General features: G+C 39.3%; 16 protein-coding genes. 12 read left to right on the top strand and 4 right to left on the bottom strand.

Features of this window, described 5'->3' with window-relative positions; genetic code table 11:
* Positions 1-33: 33 nt before the first annotated feature.
* The 4 genes from ASG01_RS04225 to ASG01_RS04210 all read left to right on the top strand — a co-directional run bounded on the left by ASG01_RS04225 (position 34) and on the right by ASG01_RS04210 (position 3,914).
* Positions 34-786 carry an MlaE family ABC transporter permease gene (locus ASG01_RS04225; protein ID WP_055860342.1) on the top strand — a complete coding sequence of 251 codons (753 nt, stop codon included), beginning with the start codon at positions 34-36 and terminating at the stop codon, positions 784-786.
* Complete coding sequence (locus ASG01_RS04220) at positions 786-1,601, top strand: ABC transporter ATP-binding protein (protein WP_055860340.1); 816 nt, start codon at positions 786-788, stop codon at positions 1,599-1,601. Before ASG01_RS04225 ends, ASG01_RS04220 begins: the two co-directional genes overlap by 1 nt.
* Positions 1,585-2,223: an outer membrane beta-barrel protein gene (locus tag ASG01_RS04215; protein ID WP_055860337.1), complete on the top strand. Its 639-nt coding sequence runs from the start codon at positions 1,585-1,587 to the stop codon at positions 2,221-2,223. The genes ASG01_RS04220 and ASG01_RS04215 overlap by 17 nt, the downstream gene beginning before the upstream one ends.
* A gap of 161 nt (positions 2,224-2,384) precedes the next feature.
* A complete protein-coding gene (locus tag ASG01_RS04210) occupies positions 2,385-3,914 on the top strand; it encodes a hypothetical protein (RefSeq protein ID WP_055860334.1) in 1,530 nt (509 codons plus the stop codon).
* A gap of 36 nt (positions 3,915-3,950) precedes the next feature.
* Here the strand turns inward: ASG01_RS04210 and ASG01_RS04205 are convergent, their stop codons facing one another.
* Positions 3,951-5,252, bottom strand: coding sequence for a M48 family metalloprotease (locus tag ASG01_RS04205; RefSeq protein WP_055860332.1), 1,302 nt, complete (start codon positions 5,250-5,252; stop codon positions 3,951-3,953).
* Between the two features lie 95 nt (positions 5,253-5,347).
* Between ASG01_RS04205 and ASG01_RS04200 the strand changes: the two genes are divergently transcribed.
* Both ASG01_RS04200 and ASG01_RS04195 read left to right on the top strand, forming a co-directional pair.
* The gene (locus ASG01_RS04200) at positions 5,348-6,481 is read left to right on the top strand and encodes a serine hydrolase domain-containing protein (RefSeq protein ID WP_055860327.1); all 1,134 of its coding nucleotides are present in this window, start codon (positions 5,348-5,350) and stop codon (positions 6,479-6,481) included.
* 1 nt (position 6,482) lies between these two features.
* Positions 6,483-7,100: a YdeI/OmpD-associated family protein gene (locus ASG01_RS04195; RefSeq protein ID WP_055860324.1), complete on the top strand. Its 618-nt coding sequence runs from the start codon at positions 6,483-6,485 to the stop codon at positions 7,098-7,100.
* A gap of 30 nt (positions 7,101-7,130) precedes the next feature.
* On the opposite strand, the gene ASG01_RS04190 is transcribed toward ASG01_RS04195, so the two are convergent.
* The gene (locus ASG01_RS04190; protein WP_055860321.1) at positions 7,131-8,039 is read right to left on the bottom strand and encodes a DUF4349 domain-containing protein; all 909 of its coding nucleotides are present in this window, start codon (positions 8,037-8,039) and stop codon (positions 7,131-7,133) included.
* A 193-nt stretch (positions 8,040-8,232) separates the two neighbouring features.
* On the opposite strand from ASG01_RS04190, the gene ASG01_RS04185 reads away from it, so the two are divergent.
* Positions 8,233-9,591 carry an acyl-CoA dehydrogenase family protein gene (locus ASG01_RS04185; RefSeq protein WP_055860318.1) on the top strand — a complete coding sequence of 453 codons (1,359 nt, stop codon included), beginning with the start codon at positions 8,233-8,235 and terminating at the stop codon, positions 9,589-9,591.
* Positions 9,592-10,112: 521 nt separating this feature from the next.
* Here ASG01_RS04185 and ASG01_RS04180 read toward each other — a convergent pair.
* Positions 10,113-11,225, bottom strand: coding sequence for an AI-2E family transporter (locus ASG01_RS04180; RefSeq protein ID WP_055860315.1), 1,113 nt, complete (start codon positions 11,223-11,225; stop codon positions 10,113-10,115).
* Between the two features lie 69 nt (positions 11,226-11,294).
* Positions 11,295-13,703 (bottom strand): endopeptidase La, encoded by a 2,409-nt coding sequence (gene lon / locus ASG01_RS04175; protein WP_055860312.1) that lies wholly within the window; start codon positions 13,701-13,703, stop codon positions 11,295-11,297.
* Between the two features lie 261 nt (positions 13,704-13,964).
* Here lon and ASG01_RS04170 point away from each other — a divergent pair, with 261 nt between their 5' ends.
* From ASG01_RS04170 to ASG01_RS04150, 5 genes are all read left to right on the top strand, one after another.
* Positions 13,965-16,097 carry a peptidylprolyl isomerase gene (locus ASG01_RS04170; RefSeq protein WP_055860309.1) on the top strand — a complete coding sequence of 711 codons (2,133 nt, stop codon included), beginning with the start codon at positions 13,965-13,967 and terminating at the stop codon, positions 16,095-16,097.
* 125 nt (positions 16,098-16,222) lie between these two features.
* The gene (locus ASG01_RS04165) at positions 16,223-17,173 is read left to right on the top strand and encodes an MlaD family protein (protein WP_055860306.1); all 951 of its coding nucleotides are present in this window, start codon (positions 16,223-16,225) and stop codon (positions 17,171-17,173) included.
* A gap of 6 nt (positions 17,174-17,179) precedes the next feature.
* Positions 17,180-18,508, top strand: a complete 1,329-nt coding sequence (locus tag ASG01_RS04160; protein ID WP_055860303.1) for a (Fe-S)-binding protein — start codon at positions 17,180-17,182, stop codon at positions 18,506-18,508.
* A gap of 71 nt (positions 18,509-18,579) precedes the next feature.
* Entirely contained in the window at positions 18,580-19,365 is a 786-nt protein-coding gene (locus ASG01_RS04155) for a (Fe-S)-binding protein (protein WP_055860300.1), read from the top strand.
* Between the two features lie 27 nt (positions 19,366-19,392).
* Positions 19,393-20,523, top strand: coding sequence for a hypothetical protein (locus ASG01_RS04150; protein WP_055860297.1), 1,131 nt, complete (start codon positions 19,393-19,395; stop codon positions 20,521-20,523).
* Positions 20,524-20,525 lie beyond the last annotated feature (2 nt).

Genomic DNA, 20,525 nt, shown 5'->3' with positions numbered 1-20,525 from the left:
AAGCTTTAACAAAAATTAGTCTAATTTAGCAGGATGGTAAAAAAGTTTTTTACAGCGATAGGAGAATATATTATTCTTCTTGGTAAATCCCTTCAGAAGCCGCAGAAAATGCGTGTTTTCTGGAAGATTCTGATGCGTGAGATCAATGATCTTGGTGTCAATTCTTTTGGTTTGGTTATTTTCACTTCCATATTTGTGGGTGCTGTAGTTGCCATACAAATGTTTAATAATTTTGATGCTTCGTCGTTTCCCATACCTACTTCTTTCGTGGGATATGCAACCAAAGCGGTATTGGTTCTAGAGTTTTCCCCCACCATTATCAGTTTGATTCTTGCAGGGAAAGTAGGTTCTTATATCGCCTCAAGTATCGGTACAATGCGGGTTTCAGAACAGATTGATGCACTGGATATTATGGGTGTAAACTCGCCAAACTTTCTTATTTTTCCCAAAATAATCGCTTGTCTGATCTTTAATCCGCTGCTCATTGCTATCAGTATCGTATTCGGTATCTTGGGTGGATATATCGCCGGAATTGTTACCGGAAACTGGACGGAATCTGATTATATCACCGGAATTCAAATGTATATGCCTAATCTGTTTATTTATTATGCATTTACAAAAACCATAGTTTTTGCATTTATCATTGCTACAGTTCCTTCCTATTTTGGTTATAACGTAAAAGGTGGCTCACTTGAAGTGGGTAGAGCCAGCACACAGGCTGTAGTTTGGACGATGGTTTTCATTATTCTTTCAGAATTATTAGTAACTCAAATAGTTTTAAGCTGATGATTGAGGTAAAAAATTTAAAGAAAAGCTTCGAAAATGTTGAAGTTCTGAAAGGCATTACCACGACTTTTGATGAAGGGAAAACCAATCTGATCATCGGTCAGAGTGGTTCCGGTAAAACGGTTTTTCTGAAAAGTCTTTTGAATGTTTATCAGCCGACATCTGGAGAAATTCTGTTTGACGGCCGCAATATCAATGTGATGAACCGTGAGGAAAAACAACAGCTGAGGTCTGAAATAGGCACGTTATTTCAAGGAAGTGCGCTTTTTGACTCGCTTACTGTGGAAGAAAATATTATGTTTCCATTGGATATGTTTACCAACCTTACTTTCAGAGAAAAAAAACGACGTGTTTTTGAAGTAATCGGCCGTGTACATTTAGATAAAGCCAATAAAAAATATCCTGCAGAGATTTCTGGTGGAATGCAGAAACGTGTAGCTATTGCCCGTGCGATTGTGAATCATCCGAAGTATCTTTTCTGTGATGAGCCAAACTCAGGTCTCGATCCTTACACATCAAATGTAATTGATGATCTGTTGCTGGAAATTACAAAAGAATACAACACAACAACGATTATTAACACCCACGATATGAATTCAGTAATGACGATTGGTGAAAAAATCGTTTATCTGCGACTCGGTCTGAAAGAATGGGAAGGAGACAAAGATATTCTCATCACGGCAGGAAACAAAAACCTGATCGATTTTGTGTATTCTTCAGAGCTTTTCAAAGAACTTCGGGATTATCTTCTCGAAAATAACAAGACTATTGATAATACCATAACTAAACTTGAAGACAATGAAAAAGATTCTTAGTATCGCATTCGCGGCATTTTCAATATTTGCATCTGCGCAGATTTCACTTGCAGGTAAAGCCAATGTGCTGATCCCAACAAGTTCAGCCACCTGGAAAAATCTTAAAACTGCCGCAACAACAGCCGTTGAGCAAAACGGTAAAAATATTACAGGTTTCAATGTAGGTCTTTCGGCGAAGATCGATTTGCCGACTTCGTTATTTGTAATGCCCGAAATTTATTACACCAACTTCAGCAATGAAGTAACGGTTGCAAACGAAGCCAATGCGCAGGCAGTAACTTTGAAAGCTAAAAACAGCCGTGTAGATATTCCGGTGCTTGTGGGTACGACGCTTTTGGGTGACTATCTGAGCGCATATGTCGGGCCTGTAGGAAGTTTTAATCTGACAAAAGACGAGACTTTCGGAAGTTTTGTACAGCAGGTAAACGCAAAAAGTTTCACTGTCGGTTACCAGATTGGTGCGCAGAGTGAGATTTCAAAATTCATTCTTACCGCAAGATATGAAGGCGCCTTTTCTAAGGATCAGCGTAAATTTATTAACAGCGTAGCAGGGTCAAACCAGCAGATTGAGTACGATAACAGGTCGAGCATTTTTATTCTCGGTGTCGGATACAAGTTTTAAAACTTAAAATTTCACATATCAGCTCCTTCAGAGATTTTCTTTGAAGGAGTTTTTGTTTAATTATTGCATTTCACTCTTTTTTAAAATTATTTTAAGACAGCAGGAAACAATTTTAAACTTATTTAAATATTTATTTACATTTGGGGCAAATTAATATTTGAATGAAAAAAGTTTTATTTGTTGTTTTTGGGCTGCTTTCTTCGGCAACTTTCGCTCAGACACAAGATTTGTCAGCACTTGCCAGCGGTCAGTTTGCAGGTATGAATGCTATTTTTGATACGAAAGAGAATCTCTACGGATATGTTTCGATGTATTCTTACGGTAAGACCAGCAAAACCAGTCAGAAATTCGGATACGTTATTTTAGATAAAAATCTAAATCCGGTTGCCAATAATGAGTTTGAAAGTGATATCAGCGTGGGCTCTTATGTGGGTTTTATGAATTTCAGAAATCAGATTATTCTGAAGCCGGTAAATATTAATTACATGTTGGTTTTAAGTAAAACGCTTACCGCTTCGCCTCCGTCTATGGTGATCAATATCAAAGACAATACGGTAAAACCAAAAGTATATTACGACTATAAAAACGGAACATTCAGCGAGATTACCGAACAAAAAAACTGGAAAGAACAGCGAAACGATAGCCGCCAGGAGAAGAAGGATCTCGGCTACGACTATGTTGCGTACGTTAGTGAAATCAAAGAAGGCGGCTACCTGGCGACCGAGCATCATGATTATGGCAGATATGTGAACAACAATAGCATCATTCGTTTTGATGATAATAAAAAGGAACTTTGGCGCTACAAATACAATACAAACGGAACTAAAAAAGTTTTTTCTGATATTTCTGTTCTCGATAGGGACGAGAATTACATGTACAGCATCCTGAGAAAATCTGACGGTAAAGACAGGGCGTTTTCGCTTCTGGTCATCGATATGAAAACCGGGAAAGAAGTTTCAAACAAGCCGTTATCAGGGCTTTCACCGGAAACGCTTTATAATATAGATGTGTTTAATTCCGGGAATGAGAGAATAGATAATGATAAAATTTTCAGTGATAAAATCGTTTACACCGGAAGAAATTTTGTAGACAGCCGTACTGAAGGTTTTGCAAGGCTGATGGTGGATAAGAAAGATTTTTCTACAGATTTGAAGACGATTGCCTTCAGACCAGATTATCAGAAATACATCAAGAATATCGGTAAAGAAGGCGATGTGGAAAGCGGCTATTATCTTCAGACAAAAGACATGTATTTTATGAATGACGGCAGTGTAGGAATTCTTGCCGAAAAGTACAAACCCGAAGGACAGTACAATGCACCAAAAACCACAGATCTTGTGTACACGTACACCGATAAGGATTTCAAAATAAAAGAAATAAAGATTCTGGAAAAAGAAAAAACACGCTGGGCAAATAACGATTACCTGTTTTCGCAGTATCTGAATGACGGAAAAGACGTTGTTTTTTTCTACCGCGATTACCAGAAAGATCAGGTGACGAAAGAAAAAAAATGGAATCTCTTCATCAATACCGTGATCGACGGGAAGTTTGCTCAGGAAATTGTTCCGATCTCAGAAAAAGACAATTTCACAGTTTACCCGTATGTAGGGAAAGAAGGTTACATTTTGCTGCACGAATTCAATACCAAAGAAAAGTATAATAAAGTGCGATTAGAAAGGCTTAATTACTAATTTTAACTACCTGAAAACAAAAAATCCTGAAGCTTTTCAGGATTTTTTGTTTTGATAATAATCTGCAATCGTTTTGATTTCATTTAAACTGAGATTCCACATAAAATTAAGAAACTGCTGGTAGCTTTCGCTTTGATCTTTTGGATCTATACGGTCGAGATAACGGTTGAGAGTATAGTTTTTCCGGCCTTCATAGATCTTTGCAAAACATTTTCCAAGCCAGTTCTCATAATATTTTGTCTCCTCATTTTCCTGCAAAAACTGGAGCGAAGTGTAAATCCCGAGACCATATTCTTCAGCATGAAAAAAGTTTGGTAAAATTTCCATACGCGCGATATGTTCCGCTTTTTTAAAACTTTCTGATGAAGGCGCAGGCGGAGCCGTTGTTTTGAGTTCGGTAAAATATTTCTGAAGTTTTGCCACACGTTCCGGAATTTCAGGATGCGAGGCGACAGAATCTTCGTTGATTTTTGCTTTAAAAGCTTTGTAATCGTACGCTGAAAAATCTTCTTTCTTCATCCATTTGTCTTTAAATTCCTGACTGGGAAGGCTGAAATATTTTTTATATGTTTCCAGTTTTACAGGAACCGGCGAAATCGTATCATATTTTTTTAAATTTTGAAGCGCATTCACGAAATCAGTTTTAGAAAAATCGGTTTTCCGGTACAGTACAAAACCGAGAGAATCAGCGCGCATTTCATTTTTACGTTTTTCAATCCCTTTTCTGTACAGCCGGATTTTTAATACATCAAAAGCTTTTTTATTTCGGTTAAGACGGTCAGATTTTATGTTCTGAACCGTTATTTTATCCATTTTGTCCTGATTGATAAATCCGACGATATCACGCAAAACATGCTCGCCCATTTTGTGGCCAAGTTCGTGAGCGATCACCGATGCCAACTGGTCGTCATTTTCAAGCAGATTAAAAAGTCCGAGATTGATTACAAAAGTTCCATCGGCAAGGCAATAGGCATTCGGCGCATTATCTTTAGCAATTAAAACCTTCAGTTTCTGAGGAATATTTGGGTTGTTTTTCCTGAGTTTAATGATCAGCGCGGCTACATCAGCATCCAGCGCAGAATTAAAAATAAAATCTTTATTCTTTACCTGAGTGACAAAATCGGTTTCAAATTCTTTGTAAATTTTCGCCAGTTCCTGTCCGGTTTTTCCGGGATACCTGTTCTTTAAATCTTTTATGTAGAGCTCATTTTCGGCGGTGTACGTTTTTATAAAAACTTTCCGCTGCGCATAATCTGCAGTATCTAAAGGTTTGTAAAGCTGCGATTTAAGAGAAAGAGAATTCAGAATCAAAAAAAGAAAAAGTATAAATCGGGTCATCGTTTTTTCATCATTTAAGACAAAAGTAAATCATTTAAAAACACGGCGATTATTTATTTTTAAAATTATTCTACATTTGTCTCAGACAGTTTATTATGGCGTATTTACTTTATTTGTTAGCTTTCATATTGGTAGCCGCATCTCTATTTTACATCTTCGGCTATGCGTATCTTTTCAGCGGAATTTCTAAAACTTACCTGCGTGGAAGAATGAGCGCCAACATCGACGACGGCAGACTTTTCAAAAGCAATATCATTAAAAAAGGAACAGCAAAAGCCTGGGAAGAACATCCTGATTTTAATAAAATTACTTTGCCCAACGAAGTTTCTGATGATCTTCAAAACTCAAATACCGCCTCGTTTTTAGTCGTTAAAGATGGAAAACTGATTCATGAAGAATACTTTAACGGTTATAATGCGCTTTCAAAAACCAATTCTTTTTCTATGGCAAAAGCTGTTACGGTGATGCTGCTCGGAAAAGCTGTCGAAGAAGGAAAAATTAAAGATATTGATCAGAAATTTTCTGAGTTTTTCCCTGAGGTTGATACTAAACCTTTTGGTAAGAATTTAACTTTAAAACATCTTGCACAGATGGAATCGGGTCTCGACTGGGATGAAAATTATAAAAATCCGTTTCTGCCAAATGCCAAAGCGTACTACGGTCGAAATCTGATGAAAGCGACATTTTCGCGAAATTTTAAAGAAAATCCCGGCGAAAGATTTGAATATCAAAGCGGTTCAACACAGCTTTTAGGTTTTGCTATAAAGAAAGCTTTGAACCAAACCTTATCAAGTTATCTTTCTGAAAAATTCTGGATTCCGCTTGGGATGGAACAAGATGCCGAATGGAGCGTGGACGAAAGTGGTATGGAAAAAACGTACTGCTGTATTCACTCAAACACACGCGATTTTGCCAAACTCGGACAGCTTTTTATTAACAACGGAAAATATGAAGGCCGCGAAATTTTAAGCGAAAATTTTATTAATGACATGAAAACCGGCACCGGAAAATCAAAGGAAATCTACGGAATGGGTTTTTGGATTAATAATGACAATCCCATCAAACATTATTATTTTCTAGGTTTGCAGGGTCAGTACATCATCATGGTTCCTGAGAAAAATATGGTTATTGTGCGCACAGGAAGCTATAATAATCTTCCGAAAACTGACCGTGGAAGACCAGATCAGGTTCGATTTCTTGTAAATGAAGCCGCTAAAATTTTTGCTTAAAATGAGCACAATTTACGATCCGCGCGTTGACGAATATATTGCAAACGCGCCTGAATTTGCCAAACCGATTCTCGAATATCTCCGCCAAACCGTACATGAAGTGTGTCCACAAACCGAAGAAACCATTAAATGGAAATTTCCTACGTTTATGTACAACAGTAAAATTCTTTGTTCGGTGGTTTCATTTAAAAATTACTGCAGCATGGGATTCTGGCTGCACGGTGAGATGAAAACCATTCAGAGTCTGGAAACTGATGCCGAAAAATCAAATATGTTCAGCCTGGGAAAAATCACAAAACTTGATGATCTTCCGGGAAAAATTAGGCTGCGCGAGATTATTCAGGAAGCGATGGATCTGACGGACGCAGGTTTTAAAATGAAGAAAACCGCACCCAATAAAACAGAAGTTGAGATTCCGGATTATTTTAAAGCGGCTTTAGATCAAAACAAACTGGCAAATGAAGTTTTTATAAAAGCTTCGCCGTCTTTCCGCAAAGAATATATTCATTGGATCGCCGAAGCCAAAACAGAAAGCACCCGCACCAAAAGGATGGAGCAGGCACTTGAATGGATTTCAGTGGGCAAAGGCCGCAACTGGAAATATGAGAAGAAAAAATAAATATATGGAGATGGCCGAAGCCAGATTGCCTTAGTTTGGCGCGGTAGGCTTTCTCTTTTTAGACTGATTTTTCCGGTAAAAGTAAAATGCAAAACCAAAAATAATAATCAGTGGCCAGATGCTGAAAAGGGCGATTACTATTTTCTGAATGAGAAAATAGCCGCTGTGCAAAGCATTTTTCAGACTGTAAAAGAAACTCATTCGGTACTTGTCATTCAGATCCAAAGTATTTGTCACCGGAATTTCCGCAACGCTCACATTTGGTTCAGCGATAAAAACATCTACCGTACTGTACTTCAGTTGATCGGTCATATTCATGCTGTTAAGCTGTTGCAGATTGCTGTCCGACGTATTATCATTATCCAGCTGCACTTTATCTTTTGTTGCTTTCAAAACCTCAATATTCTTACTGTTTTTTTCGGCACGTTTGCGCTCGAGTTCAGAATATTTAATGTTTGCCGTCACGTCTTCAGCGCTGATCGTACGTGTATTCAGGAAAATTTTCTGTCTGTTGATTTCCGTTAAAAAAGCACCGAGCTGATCCGTCGGTACACGAAAATTCATCGTATTCTGTGTCTTGAACTGTTTTACCAAAACTGCGCTGTCATCGTCTTTCGCGTAAGTATTTTCACTGATCATCTGGCTGCTCATCTCACTGTTTGTCACAAAACCGCCCAAGTCCTGCGCTGTTTTTTCCAATACAAGTGTTGCGTCGTATACATTTTTCACCACCATATCGACCGACGCGGTTTTGATAAACTGTTTGTCTTTTATTTTGAGACTTGCCACCGAAGAAATACTGTCTGAGACGGGCGCCATAGAAGAATCGGTGGTGGCGTATTCTTCCATTTCGGTAAGAGCAACTTCACCTTTTCTGCAAGAAGAGAGGCTGATCATCATCGATAAAGCCAGAGCTGAGATTGCATACGTAGTTTTCATATTAAGAATGTTTGATTGTTGTAGACCAAACTTCAAAAAGTTCTCACAGCATCTTTTGAAAACCAAGAGTAAACGTTCTGTAAAAATGTTTTTCGGGTTTAATGTTTTGATTTGTAAACTTTTGTAAATTTTGTCTGATGACGATCCGCCACCTTCGGATTGATTTTTGATGAGATTTTACAAAACTTGCAGTATGTCAAATGCCTTTTCCAAAATCCGGAATGCCGTAGAATTATTTAAATCAATTGATTTTGATCAGCTCAGCGAAATCTCGCAGAAAGTGAATCTTCCAAAACTTATGGAGAATTTTTCCAAGCTCGATGAGAAACAGCTGAGCGGCATGATGAAAATGCTCGATCCGAACAGGAAAAATAAGGAACTTCCGCCGATTGACGGAGATTTCTACGATGTTTATCACGCGCTCACGCCCGAGCAGCGCGAAGTACAGCAGAAGGTTCGCGAGTTTATGGAAAAGGAAGTAAAACCAATTGTCAACAAATACTGGCTGAAAGATGATTTTCCGTTTGAGCTGATCCCGAAATTTCAAAAACTGGATATCTGCGGTGTAACCTATCATGGCTACGGCTGCAAAGGAATGCCGTTTTTAATGGAAGGTGTTATTGCGATGGAAATGGCAAGAATAGATGCTTCCATTGCGACCTTTTTTGGCGTACAGTCGGGGCTGGCAATGGGTTCGATTTACATTTGCGGGTCTGAAGAGCAGAAACAGAAATGGCTTCCGCAGATGCAGAAGTTTGAGAAAATCGGTGCTTTTGGACTTACCGAACCCGAGGTAGGTTCTGGCGCAGCGGGCGGACTGACTGTTACCTGCAAAAAAACAGAAGAAGGCTGGATTCTGAACGGAGAAAAAAAATGGATCGGGAATGCGACATTTGCAGATTTGGTGATTATTTGGGCAAGAGATATTGACGACGGCGAAGTGAAAGGTTTCATTGTAGAAAAAGACAATTCGGGTTATTCTGTCGAAAAAATCAGAGGAAAAATGGCGTTGAGAATTGTGCAGAATGGTTTAATTACGCTGAAAAACTGCATCGTAACCGAAGAAAACCGTCTCCAGAACGCCAATACTTTTAAAGATACGGCCAAAGTTTTGCGCATGACACGCGCCGGCGTTGCGTGGATGGCGACTGGCTGTGCACGGGGAGCCTACGAAAGTGCACTCGATTATACCAGAAAACGCGAACAGTTTGGGAAACCGATTGCCTCTTTCCAAATGATACAGGGACATTTGGTGGAAATGCTTTCCAATCTCACGGCAATGCAGACGATGGTTTTCAGGCTTTCTGAAATGCAGGATGAAGGCACTTTGCTCGACGAACATGCCTCACTCGCGAAAGTTTTCTGTACGATGAGAACGCGCGATGTGGTTTCCAGAGCGCGCGAAGTTTTGGGTGGAAACGGTATTTTGCTGGAGTACGATGTCGCGAGATTTGTGGCAGATGCCGAAGCGATTTATTCGTATGAAGGAACCAAAGAGATCAATTCTTTGATTGTAGGGCGCTCGATTACGGGTTTTAGTGCTTTTGTTTAAAGAAATCCCATATATCAACCGGCCGCGTTTCCAAGAAATGCGGTTTTTTTTTGCTTGATTTTCAAGTTTAATGGAAGAAAATATATCTTCGGAAATATCATTGCGGTTATTTATTGAAGTGATTCGGTTTTTAACCTGAATGATGGCGTTCGGAACCGAAAATTTGGGGTTCCAGACGTCAGCGATGAGGTTTCAGACGTATATTTTGTGGTTGTGAACCGAAACAACAGGGTTCTGAACGTCAACGGCGGGGTTCTAGACGTATAATTTGCGGTTCGGAACCGTAGTGGAGAGGTAAATAATGTCATCAGTGCTTTGGAGGACGTGATTTGATGTATTCCAGACTTGTAATTTTGGTGTGAAGACATCAATTTTGCGGATTTAAACTTAACAATTTCCGTTCAAAATGATTTTGATAGAAGGAAAGACGGTTTAGGTCTAATTTTAAGCAAATGAAATTTACTTAAAAACGCTTTTGAGAACAGTAAATTTGATTTAAATCTATTTAAATAAAATCTAATCTAATCTTTCTCTTTAATTGTAATTCTTTTGGAGATTTTGTAGGTCTTTTTTGGGCGTAAAGGTTTTTCGTCTTCGCCAAAAAGTTTGCCCCAAGGCTTGAGATCTTCCACACGCTCAAAGATGATTTTTAAAATCGCAATGGCAGGAATGCATAAAAACATCCCGGAAATTCCCCAAAGCTGTTCGCCTACCAAAATCCCGAGGAAAGAAAAAAGCGCGTTGATTTTTACTTTCGAACCGACGACAAACGGCAAAATGATATTACCGTCGATGAGGTGAATCACGAAATAACCAATCGCAACATAAATGCAGGTAGAAGCTTCTCCCGTGGCAAACGAAATGAAGCATGAAATTAATAGAGAAATGGCAATTCCGATATAGGGAATTACGTTTAAAAGTCCGGTGAGAACACCTAGTAGAACCGCATATTTTACATCTAAAATAGTCAGTAATATAGTCGTCAGTGTCGAAACTATTACAATCTGAATGCATAGACCAATGATGTATTGTTTGGTCATTAATCTTACTTCAGACACGACTTCCTGTACGCTGGCTTTATGCTTTTCATTAAAAACATTAACGATGAAACTGTGAAGTACACGGCGGTAATTTAAGATGAAAATAAAAAACAACAGGAAAAACACCGTAAAGCCAAGACTAGAAGAGAAGATCCCAAAAGTGAAACCTAAAATAATTCCTGATGAGGAAAGCAGACGGTGCAAACCCTGATCGAGGTAATTGAGCTGCTCATTAATATTGATATGAAAAGTGGTGGATACCCATTTTTGAAGGTTGTGAAAAACCATATTAAACTGCTTCGTAAGCTGAGGAATATCTTTGCTGAAACTTGAAAGCTGCGAACCGAAAAAGTACAGAAGCGACATAAGTACAATTAAAAGGATAGAAACCGAGGTCAGCGTAGAAACTGATCTTGGGAACTTAAGTCGGTATTCCAGGAAATTGGCGATTGGAAGAAATAACATCGCCATTAAGAAAGCCAGAAAAAACGGTGCAATAATCGTTTGCCCAAGGTGCAGAAGATAGCCGAGACCGATAATGCAAACGATAGCGAGCGCCAGTTTCTGAAGAAATGGTATTTTTAAAAGATTCATCTCATGTGTTTGCCGTATCGCTAACAAAAACCTCACCGTTTATGATGAGGTTTTGCGCTTGGTATCAATTTATTTTTCCAGAGCCAGATCGAGCACATCGGTCATCCAGTTTACGTAGTTTACTTTAAGATTTTTCAGGTAATCCTGTTTAATCTCTTCTACATCTTTCCGGTTGGCCTCGCAGAGAATCACTTCTGTAATTCCGGCGCGTGTGGCAGCGAGAAGTTTCTCTTTGATTCCGCCTACTGGAAGCACTTTTCCGCGAAGGGTAATCTCGCCGGTCATGGCCAAATGAGGACGTACTTTTTTATTTTTTAGTGTAGAAACCATCGAGGTGAGCATTGCTATTCCGGCGGAAGGGCCGTCTTTTGGTGTAGCGCCTTCCGGAACGTGAACGTGCATATTTTTCTTCTCGAGATCTTCGGCAAAGATGCCCAATTCCTCATGTTTTGCTTTAATATATTCTAAAGCGATCGTCGCTGATTCTTTCATTACTGTACCGAGATTTCCGGTCATCGTCAGATTTCCTTTTCCGTTGCTCACGATACTTTCGATGAACAGAATATCACCGCCAACACTTGTCCATGCCAAGCCAGTCACCACGCCCGGAACATCTGTAAGTTCAGAAAGACTTTTCGGTCTCGGTACGCCAAGAATTTCGTCCACTTTTGCTACCGTGATTTTAGGATCATATTCTTTCATCATCGCAGTCTGCAGTGCTACCCAGCGCGCAATACCGGCAATTCTTTTTTCCAGCGAACGTACACCGCTTTCCGAAGTATGTGCTTCGATAATGTGCTTCAGTTCTGCATCGCCCAATTTGAAAGATTTTGTCGTAAGACCGTTTTCTTCCTGCTGTTTCTTTATTAAATGCCGTTTGGCGATCTCAATTTTCTCCTCCAAAGTATAGCCGGCAATCTGAATGATTTCCATACGGTCGAGAAGCGGCGTCTGAATCGACGACATCGAGTTTGCCGTTGCCAGAAACATCACTTTAGAAAGATCATAACCCATTTCCAGGAAGTTATCATAAAAAGCATTGTTCTGTTCAGGATCGAGCACTTCCAGCAAAGCCGAGCTCGGATCTCCGCCGTGCGAGCTTTTCCCCACTTTATCAATTTCATCTAAAACAATTACAGGATTTGAAGTTCCTGCCTTTTTTACAGACTGTAAAATTCTTCCGGCCATCGCACCAATGTAGGTTTTTCTGTGACCGCGGATTTCGCTCTCATCGTGCAGTCCGCCAAGAGAAACGCGCACATATTTTCTACCCAATGCGTCGGCAACTGATTTTCCTAAAGAAGTTTTACCAACTCCGGGAGGACCTACGAGCAGAAGAATAGGCGATTTCATATTATTTTTAAGTTTCAGAACCGCCATGTGCTCCAAAATTCTCTTTTTGATATCTTCTAAACCAAAATGTGCTTTATCTAAAACTTTCTGCGCTTTTTCTATATCAAAAATGTCTTTGGTAAACGTTTCCCAAGGCAAATCAGTGAAAAAGTCCAGGTAGTTTCTCTGTACATTATAATCCGGCGAATTCTGATTCTGTCGTTGCAGACGCGCAATTTCTTTCTGAAAATGCTCCTCAACTTCCGGCTTCCAGTTTTTAGATTTAGATTTTAAAATCAATTCTTCCACATCGCCTTCCGGCCCGCCGCCAAGCTCATCCTGTATTGTCCGGATCTGCTGATTCAGGAAATATTCGCGCTGCTGTTTATCAAGATCTTTTGACGTTCTCTGGTGAATCTGATTGCGCAGCTCAAGCTTCCTGAAATCTTCGTGCATCATTTCATAGCACTTTCTGGCGCGCTCGAGCAGGTTTTTTTCCTCTAAAAGTTTTTGCTTTTTTTCAGGATTAAAGCTTGCATTTGTACAGATGTAGTTGAGAACGTCTTCGTTTTTCTTTATCGTTTTTAAAGCGATATTTGCAGCTTTCGGAATATTTGGATCAAGTTCGATCACTTTCACTGCCAGTTCTTTTATATTTTCAAGAATAGCTTCATACTCTTCCTCATTTTTTGGCTGCACATCTTTTAGTCGCGTGATTTCAGCTTTAAAATAGGGCTGTTTTTCTGTGAAATTTTTAATTTTAAAACGGTCAAAACCTTTTGCGATAATGGTGATGTGACCTTCCGGAAGTTTGATCAGTTTTAAAATCTTAATGAGCGTCCCCACACGGTAAAGATCTTTCTCGTTGGGTTGTTCCATTTCCGGGTTTTTCTGGCTTACAACCCCGAAAAGATCGCCGCTTTTCTGCGCATCTTCCAACAGCTGAATAGAATTTTTTCGGCCTGCAGTAATCGGAATCACCACATGTGGAAACATTACCATATGTCTCACCGGAAGGATAGGAAACGAGATTTGCTCCTTATTTTTCTCTGTTTCTTTGAGGTCAGATACGTTTATCTCTTCAGTTACCATTTCAAATCCTTCCTGCAGAAGGTCTTCAAAATTCACATCATCAAATTCATTCATACTATTTCAGATGACAAAATGTCCTTATTTATTACGGTTATGTTTTTATGATTCTCTGTTTGCGCTGCTGCAGCGGGAATCACAGCAGGCGAGGTAAGTTTTCACAAGAGACGTGCCATTTGGATTTCGGTGAAAATTACGGTCAGATTTTCCATTTTTGGGCAGAAATTTATTTTAAAAATTAAAAAAGAGATTCATATTTCGCTAATTTCTTAAAAATGTGTATTTTCGCACACTGATATAAAAAACTCAATTTATAAAATGGCAATTTTAGGACAGATTAGGAACAGACCTTGGCTTTTGATGGGTGTAATTGCACTGGCGCTTCTTGCGTTTTTGGTAAATCCTGAAAGTATTGATAAAGTTTTCGGCGCAAATCCTGATGTTTTAGGAAAAGTGAACGGTGACAAAATCACACGTGAAGAATTCAACGATCAGCTTTTCGTATTGCAGCAGCAGGCAGAGCAGCAAGGTCAGCCAAAAAACGGTCTTGAAGAGCAGGCATGGCAACTTTTGGTGCAGTCTAAACTTGTAAAGCAGCAGTTTGAGAAAATGGGATTTGAGATGACAGAAGATCTCTTCTGGAACCAGATTCAGTACGATCAAATGTTTGCACAGAGCCAGGATATGCGCGATGAGAAAGGAAACTTTAAAACGCTTGAGCTTAAAAAAAATATTGAGGCACTGAAAACAGCTAACCCTGAGCAGTATAATTTCTGGCTTAAAACAAGAAAAAGTATCGAGTACAGAATCATGGCGAGACAGGTTTTTGCTAACGTTTCTACCGGCATCACGACCGGAAAAAAAGAAGCTGAAGAACTGATGAGACAGCGCGATCAGCTGGCTGACATCGATTTTGTAAAAGTAGATTACGCGACTTACCTTCAGAAAAACAAGATCAAAGTTACCACTGAAGATCTTAATGAATATATTAAAAAACATCCGGTGATGTTCAAAACTGAGCCGAGTAGAAATATCGGTTTGGTCTATTTTCCTGCAAAAGCCAGCCCTGCAGATGAGGCGGCTACGCAGAAAGAAATTACCAGTCTTCTTTCCGGAACAGATAATCCTGGCGGGGAAAACTTCCTGAATACGAAAAGTGACTCTTTGTTTGTTACAGCAAATTCTGAAGTCGGTTTCAACAATACCTACGCACCGATCGCACAGATGCCACAGGCAATCAAAGCGCAGTTGCCGACGGCTTCTATCGGACAGGTTTTCGGTCCTTATAAAGAGCAGAATTTATATGTGGTTTCTAAACTTTTAGATAAGAAAAAAGCTTCGGATTCTGTAACCTCAAGTCACATATTGATCGCGTACAAAGGTGCAGAAAGATCAACGGCAAATAGGAGTAAAGATCAGGCGAAGAAAACTGCAGACAGTTTGATAACTGTGATTAAAGCAGATCCTGCGAAATTTAACGAAGGTTTAAAATTATCTGACGAACCAAATGCTCTTGAGCGAAAAGGGAGTGTGGGTTGGACAACTTCTCAAAGTCAATTCGCTCCTGAATATTTAGATTTCTTAAGAAAAAATGATATTGGGAAAATCGGTCTAACGGAAACTTCATTCGGATATCATATTATCAAAGTTGATGATAAAAAGTTAGGTTACAAAATGGCTCATTTGGTGAAAGCAATCAAGCCTTCAGAAACTACAGAAAATTTAGTTGATAAAAATGCAACAAGATTTGCTCAGCAGGTCGAAGGGAAATCTTTCAATGATTTTGTGAATCTTTCTAAAAAATCGAACTATCAGTATTCTAATGCCAAAACAGCGAAGCGTTTCGACGGTCAGCTGCAAGGTTTAGGAACAGATAAAGACAGCGAAGTGATCGCTTGGGCTTTCGATAAAAAGCGTGAGAAAGGTGATGTACAGTTATTTACCGTAGAAGGAACAGGTGACAAAATCGTCGCTTACCTGAACGGGAAACAGGAAAAAGGTCTTGCTGATGCAGAATCTGTGAGAGATCAGATCGAAACGGTTGTAATGAACCAGCTCGCAGCTAAGAAAATCGCTGAGAAAATCGGCACTCCATCAAGCTTAGATCAGATTGCAAAAACTTTCGGAACAGCTAAGCAAAGTGCGCAGGTAAATCTTTTGAGCCCGTCTGTATTGGGTGCAATGGAGCCGAAAGTAGCCGGTGCAGCGTTCGGTGTCGCAAAAGGTAAAATATCTAAAGTTATTGAAGGTGGAACAGGCATTTACGTTTTGGTAAAGAAAAACGAAACGACAAACAAACAGCCCGGAGATGTGAAGCAGTTTACAGAATCGGTGACGCAGCGTAACGGAGGAATGTTTGGACAGGCTTGGCTGAAGAGTTTACAGGATAATGCAGATATCAAAGATTACAGAATAGAAATCTACAGCAAACTGGGAAATCAGCAGCAGTAGCATAATTAAAATATAAATGAAAAGTGGCAAAGTTTTTGCCACTTTTTTTTACGTTTAACCCAAAGCGGTATAGATAATCATTGGTTTAATTGTCCTATATTTGCCCTACTAAGAAATAATAACACGTGAAAATCAGTAAAGAATTAAAAGCCGGTCTCATCGCGCTTCTTGCCATTGTGGGCTTTGTCATACTCTTTCAGTTTATGAAAGGTCGCAGTCTTTTCACTACAGATAATATATTTTACGCTAAGTACGATAATGTAGAAGGTCTTACACAGTCCGCACCCGTTTCTATAAACGGTCTGAAAGTCGGGCAGGTGGATAAGATTATTCCGATTACTGCGAAAGACGGCAAACTGTCATTTGTTGTGAAAATTACTGCAGATGACGGCTTTGAATTTTCTAAAAACTCGCTTCTGGAGATTTTCGAGCCTGGTTTAATGTCAGGTAAAGAAATGCGTATCAACCTTGCTTATGGCGGTGCGATTGCGCAGGATGGCGATACATTAAGAAGCGGATATAAATTAGGGACTTTAAGCAGTCTTTCTTCACAGGTTGGTCCTGTGAAAGATCAGGTTCAGGTTGTCTTACACAGAGTAGACTCTTTAATGACGAATGCTAACATGTTGGTTAATGCACAGAATCGTCAGGAAATTGAAGCTTTACTTCGCAATTTAAATGCAACGGTCGGGGCTTTACAAACAACGGCGGGAAGTGTAAACCGTTTGGTTGGAAACAATGATCCCAAATTACAAAGAGTTCTTGACGATGCAAGTGTTACCATGAAAAGTGGAAAAACTACATTGGATAAGTACGGAAATTTAGCTGAAAGCATCGATACTCAAAAGCTGAATGCTACGGTTGCCAATCTTGATGCTACCGTCAGCAAATTGAATCAGGTCGTGACAGGCATCGATAACGGTCAGGGAAGTATGGGCAAACTTCTGAAAGATGAGCAGCTTTACAACAATTTAAATTCTGCAACATCCAATTTAAATTCTCTTGTAGAAGACATGAAAGCAAATCCGAAACGATACATCAATTTTTCTGTTTTCGGGAAAAATAACAAAGACTAAACTTTTATGCAGTATATAGATAACGCGATTTTTCTGATATTGCTTTTGGCCGGTGTCGGCCTTTTTGCAAAAAGTCTGTCAAAGATTTACAGAAACATCCGCTTAGGAAGAGAGATAGACCGCAGCGACCGGAAAGCCGAAAGATGGGAAACCATGGCAAGAGTCGCAATGGGACAAAGTAGAATGGTGAAGAGACCTGTAGCAGGGATTCTTCACCTTTTTGTGTATGTAGGCTTTATCATCATTAATATCGAACTGATTGAAATCATCATCGACGGTATTTTTGGTACGCACCGTTTTCTTGCCGGTATTGTTGGTAATTCAGTTTATGGCGCTTTTACGGCAACTCTTGAGATTTTAGCTTTATTGGTTATTATTGGAGTTGTGATTTTCTTTATCAGAAGAAATTTTTACGGCGTAAAAAGACTCACAATGAAAGAGCTCTTTGGCTGGCCAAAACAAGATGCCAACTGGATTTTGATCATTGAATTTGTCCTGATGATTTTCTTCTTCACGATGAATGCTTCCGATTCTGCTTTGCAGGCAAAAGGAGTTTTGGCACAACACGGAAGCTTTCCAATCAGCAGTATTGCATTGACGCCTTTTTTTGAAGGTTTTGGTGAGCAATCTTTGATTATGATCGAACGCGCTGCATGGTGGCTGCATTTCGTGGGGATTTTATTCTTTATGAATTACCTTTACTATTCAAAACATTTACATATTATTTTGGCGTTTCCAAGCACTTGGTACGCGAATCTTGAGCGTTACGGAAAGTTTAATAACCTCTCATCGGTTACGGCAGAAATTAAATTAATGATGGATCCAAATGCTGATCCGTATGCTGCTCCTGCAGAAAATGCACAGGCTGAAGCGCCTTCGAAATTTGGAGCAGAAGACATTTTTGATTTAAATCAGGTGCAGTTGTTGAATGCCTATTCATGTACGGAATGTGGAAGATGTACTTCTGTCTGTCCGGCCAATATCACAGGTAAGAAGCTTTCACCAAGAACTATTTTAATGAAAACCCGCGATCGGCTAGAAGAAGTGGGACGTAATATCGATAAAAACGGTAAGTTTGAGGACGACGGCAAAAAACTTTTGAATGATTATATCACGAAAGAAGAACTTTGGGCCTGTACAACATGCAATGCCTGTACTCAGGCATGCCCGATATTGCTCGATCCGCTATCGATCATCTACGACATGCGACAGTTTTTGGTGATGGAGCAGTCTGCAGCGCCGCAGGAATTAAACCTGATGATGACCAATGTCGAAAACAATGCTGCTCCGTGGCAATACAACCAGGCAGACCGATTGAACTGGGCAAAAGACTAATCATTTAATTTAATTAATTTGAAAATCCGATATCAACGTTTTCAAATTTTCATATTTTCAAATTGAATACAATGGATTTCACTATAAAAACGATGGCAGATTATGCTGCTGAAGGCAAATCCCCGGAAGTTCTTTTCTGGGTTGGCTGTTCGGGCAGTTTCGATGACAGAGCCAAAAAAATAACCAAGGCCTTTTGCAAGATTTTAAATAAAATCGGAGTTGAATTCGCGGTTCTCGGACAGGAAGAAAGCTGTACGGGCGATCCTGCTAAACGTGCCGGAAATGAGTTTGTCTTCCAAATGATGGCAATGACGAACATCGAAGTTTTGAATGCTTACGAGGTGAAGAAAATTGTGACGGCTTGTCCACATTGCTTTAATACACTTAAAAACGAATATCCAAGTCTTGGTGGAAATTATGAAGTGATTCATCACACGCAGTTTCTCCGCCAGCTTATGGATGAAGGCCGTCTGAAAATTGAAGGCGGATCTTTCAAAGGAAAGAAAATAACTTTCCATGATCCATGTTATCTCGGTCGTGCAAACGGTGAGTATGAAGCACCAAGAATGCTTCTGGAAAAACTTGATGCCGAATTAATCGAAATGAAGAGATGCCGTACCAACGGACTTTGCTGTGGTGCCGGTGGTGCGCAGATGTTTAAAGAACCGGAGAAAGGAAACAAAGACATCAATATAGAACGTACAGAAGAAGCATTATCTTTAAATCCAAAAATTATTGCAACCGGTTGCCCATTTTGCAATACGATGCTCACAGATGGTGTAAAGCACTTCAACAAAAATGCTGATGTCGAAGTAAAAGACATCGTAGAACTTCTTGCTGAGGCAGAAGATTTATAATAGTTAAAAGGATAAATCGCAGTTTGTATGTGCAAAAAATGGGGTTTATCCTTTATCTTTTTTTTTGGTTTATTCTCTTTTCTTACTTATTCATGCTGGCAAAACCGTGTCTACGATTGGGATATGCCGGGTTATTTAGGCTGTTTTTATTCCTGGGACTATCCAGATAATCCGCAGAAAGTTCATGAGCTTGTTTACTCTACGATAAAAAAAGAGGCGTCGCCAACAGAATATCAGGATATTATTGCTTACAACTACGCGAATCAGGTTTTTACTAAAAATTACAAAGCTTTTGGCGAGCAGTTACCGTATTATTATGTAAAAGTTGGCTACAACGCTGCCGTATATCTTTTCTATAAACTTGGGTTTTCCGGTCCACATGCACTGTTTATTGTCAATTTTCTCTCGTATTTTTTCTCGGGAGTTTTGGTTTTATACATTTTAAAACTACTTTTGCCACGCAAAAATTGGCTTCAGGCTTTAATTGCTTTAGTCATCATGTGGCTCCCGCCTGTTCGTTCAATGGCACAAAATCCTACACCGGACATTTTCGTCCTTGTTTTTACGCTGTTGTTTCTCATCTGTATTTTACAAAGATCATCAGAAATTCTAAAATTTATCTGCCTGCTTTGCTGTATATTAATTCGTCCGGATTATATCTTATTCGCGCTTTCTTATCTGTTTGTGATGTCGGTCCTGCATTTTATAAAGAATTCAAAAAAAATAAATTGGTACTACATTTTTCAGACAGTAATTTTTGTCGGAATTTATTTTTTCATTATTAAATTTTATCATTATCCCGGCTGGAAAGATTTATTTTACGACAGTTTTTTCTATCGCCGCCCCGTAATTTCGGCTGAGTCCGCAGATTTTACCTTTAAAAGATATTGGGATTTTCTCATTTTTAAACTGATTAATTTTAAAAGAATCACACTCGCAGCAACCATTTTGTTGGCCGCAACATTTTATTTGAGCAAAAATCTCGAAACGAGAATTTTAGCTTTGCTGTTTTTCGCAAATATTTATATTAAATATGTCTTCTTCCCAGATGGCGCAAATCTCAGATTTTTCATCGGTTTTGTTATTCTGCTTTTCTTCATTTTTCTTAAAGCTTTAACGGACAAATACGGTTTCGGAAGGCTGCAGAAAATTCCGTAATT

Origin of the sequence: Chryseobacterium sp. Leaf180, from assembly GCF_001424585.1 — a bacterium.
Taxonomy (GTDB): Bacteria; Bacteroidota; Bacteroidia; order Flavobacteriales; family Weeksellaceae; genus Chryseobacterium.
This window is presented reverse-complemented; position numbering and strand designations above follow the sequence as displayed.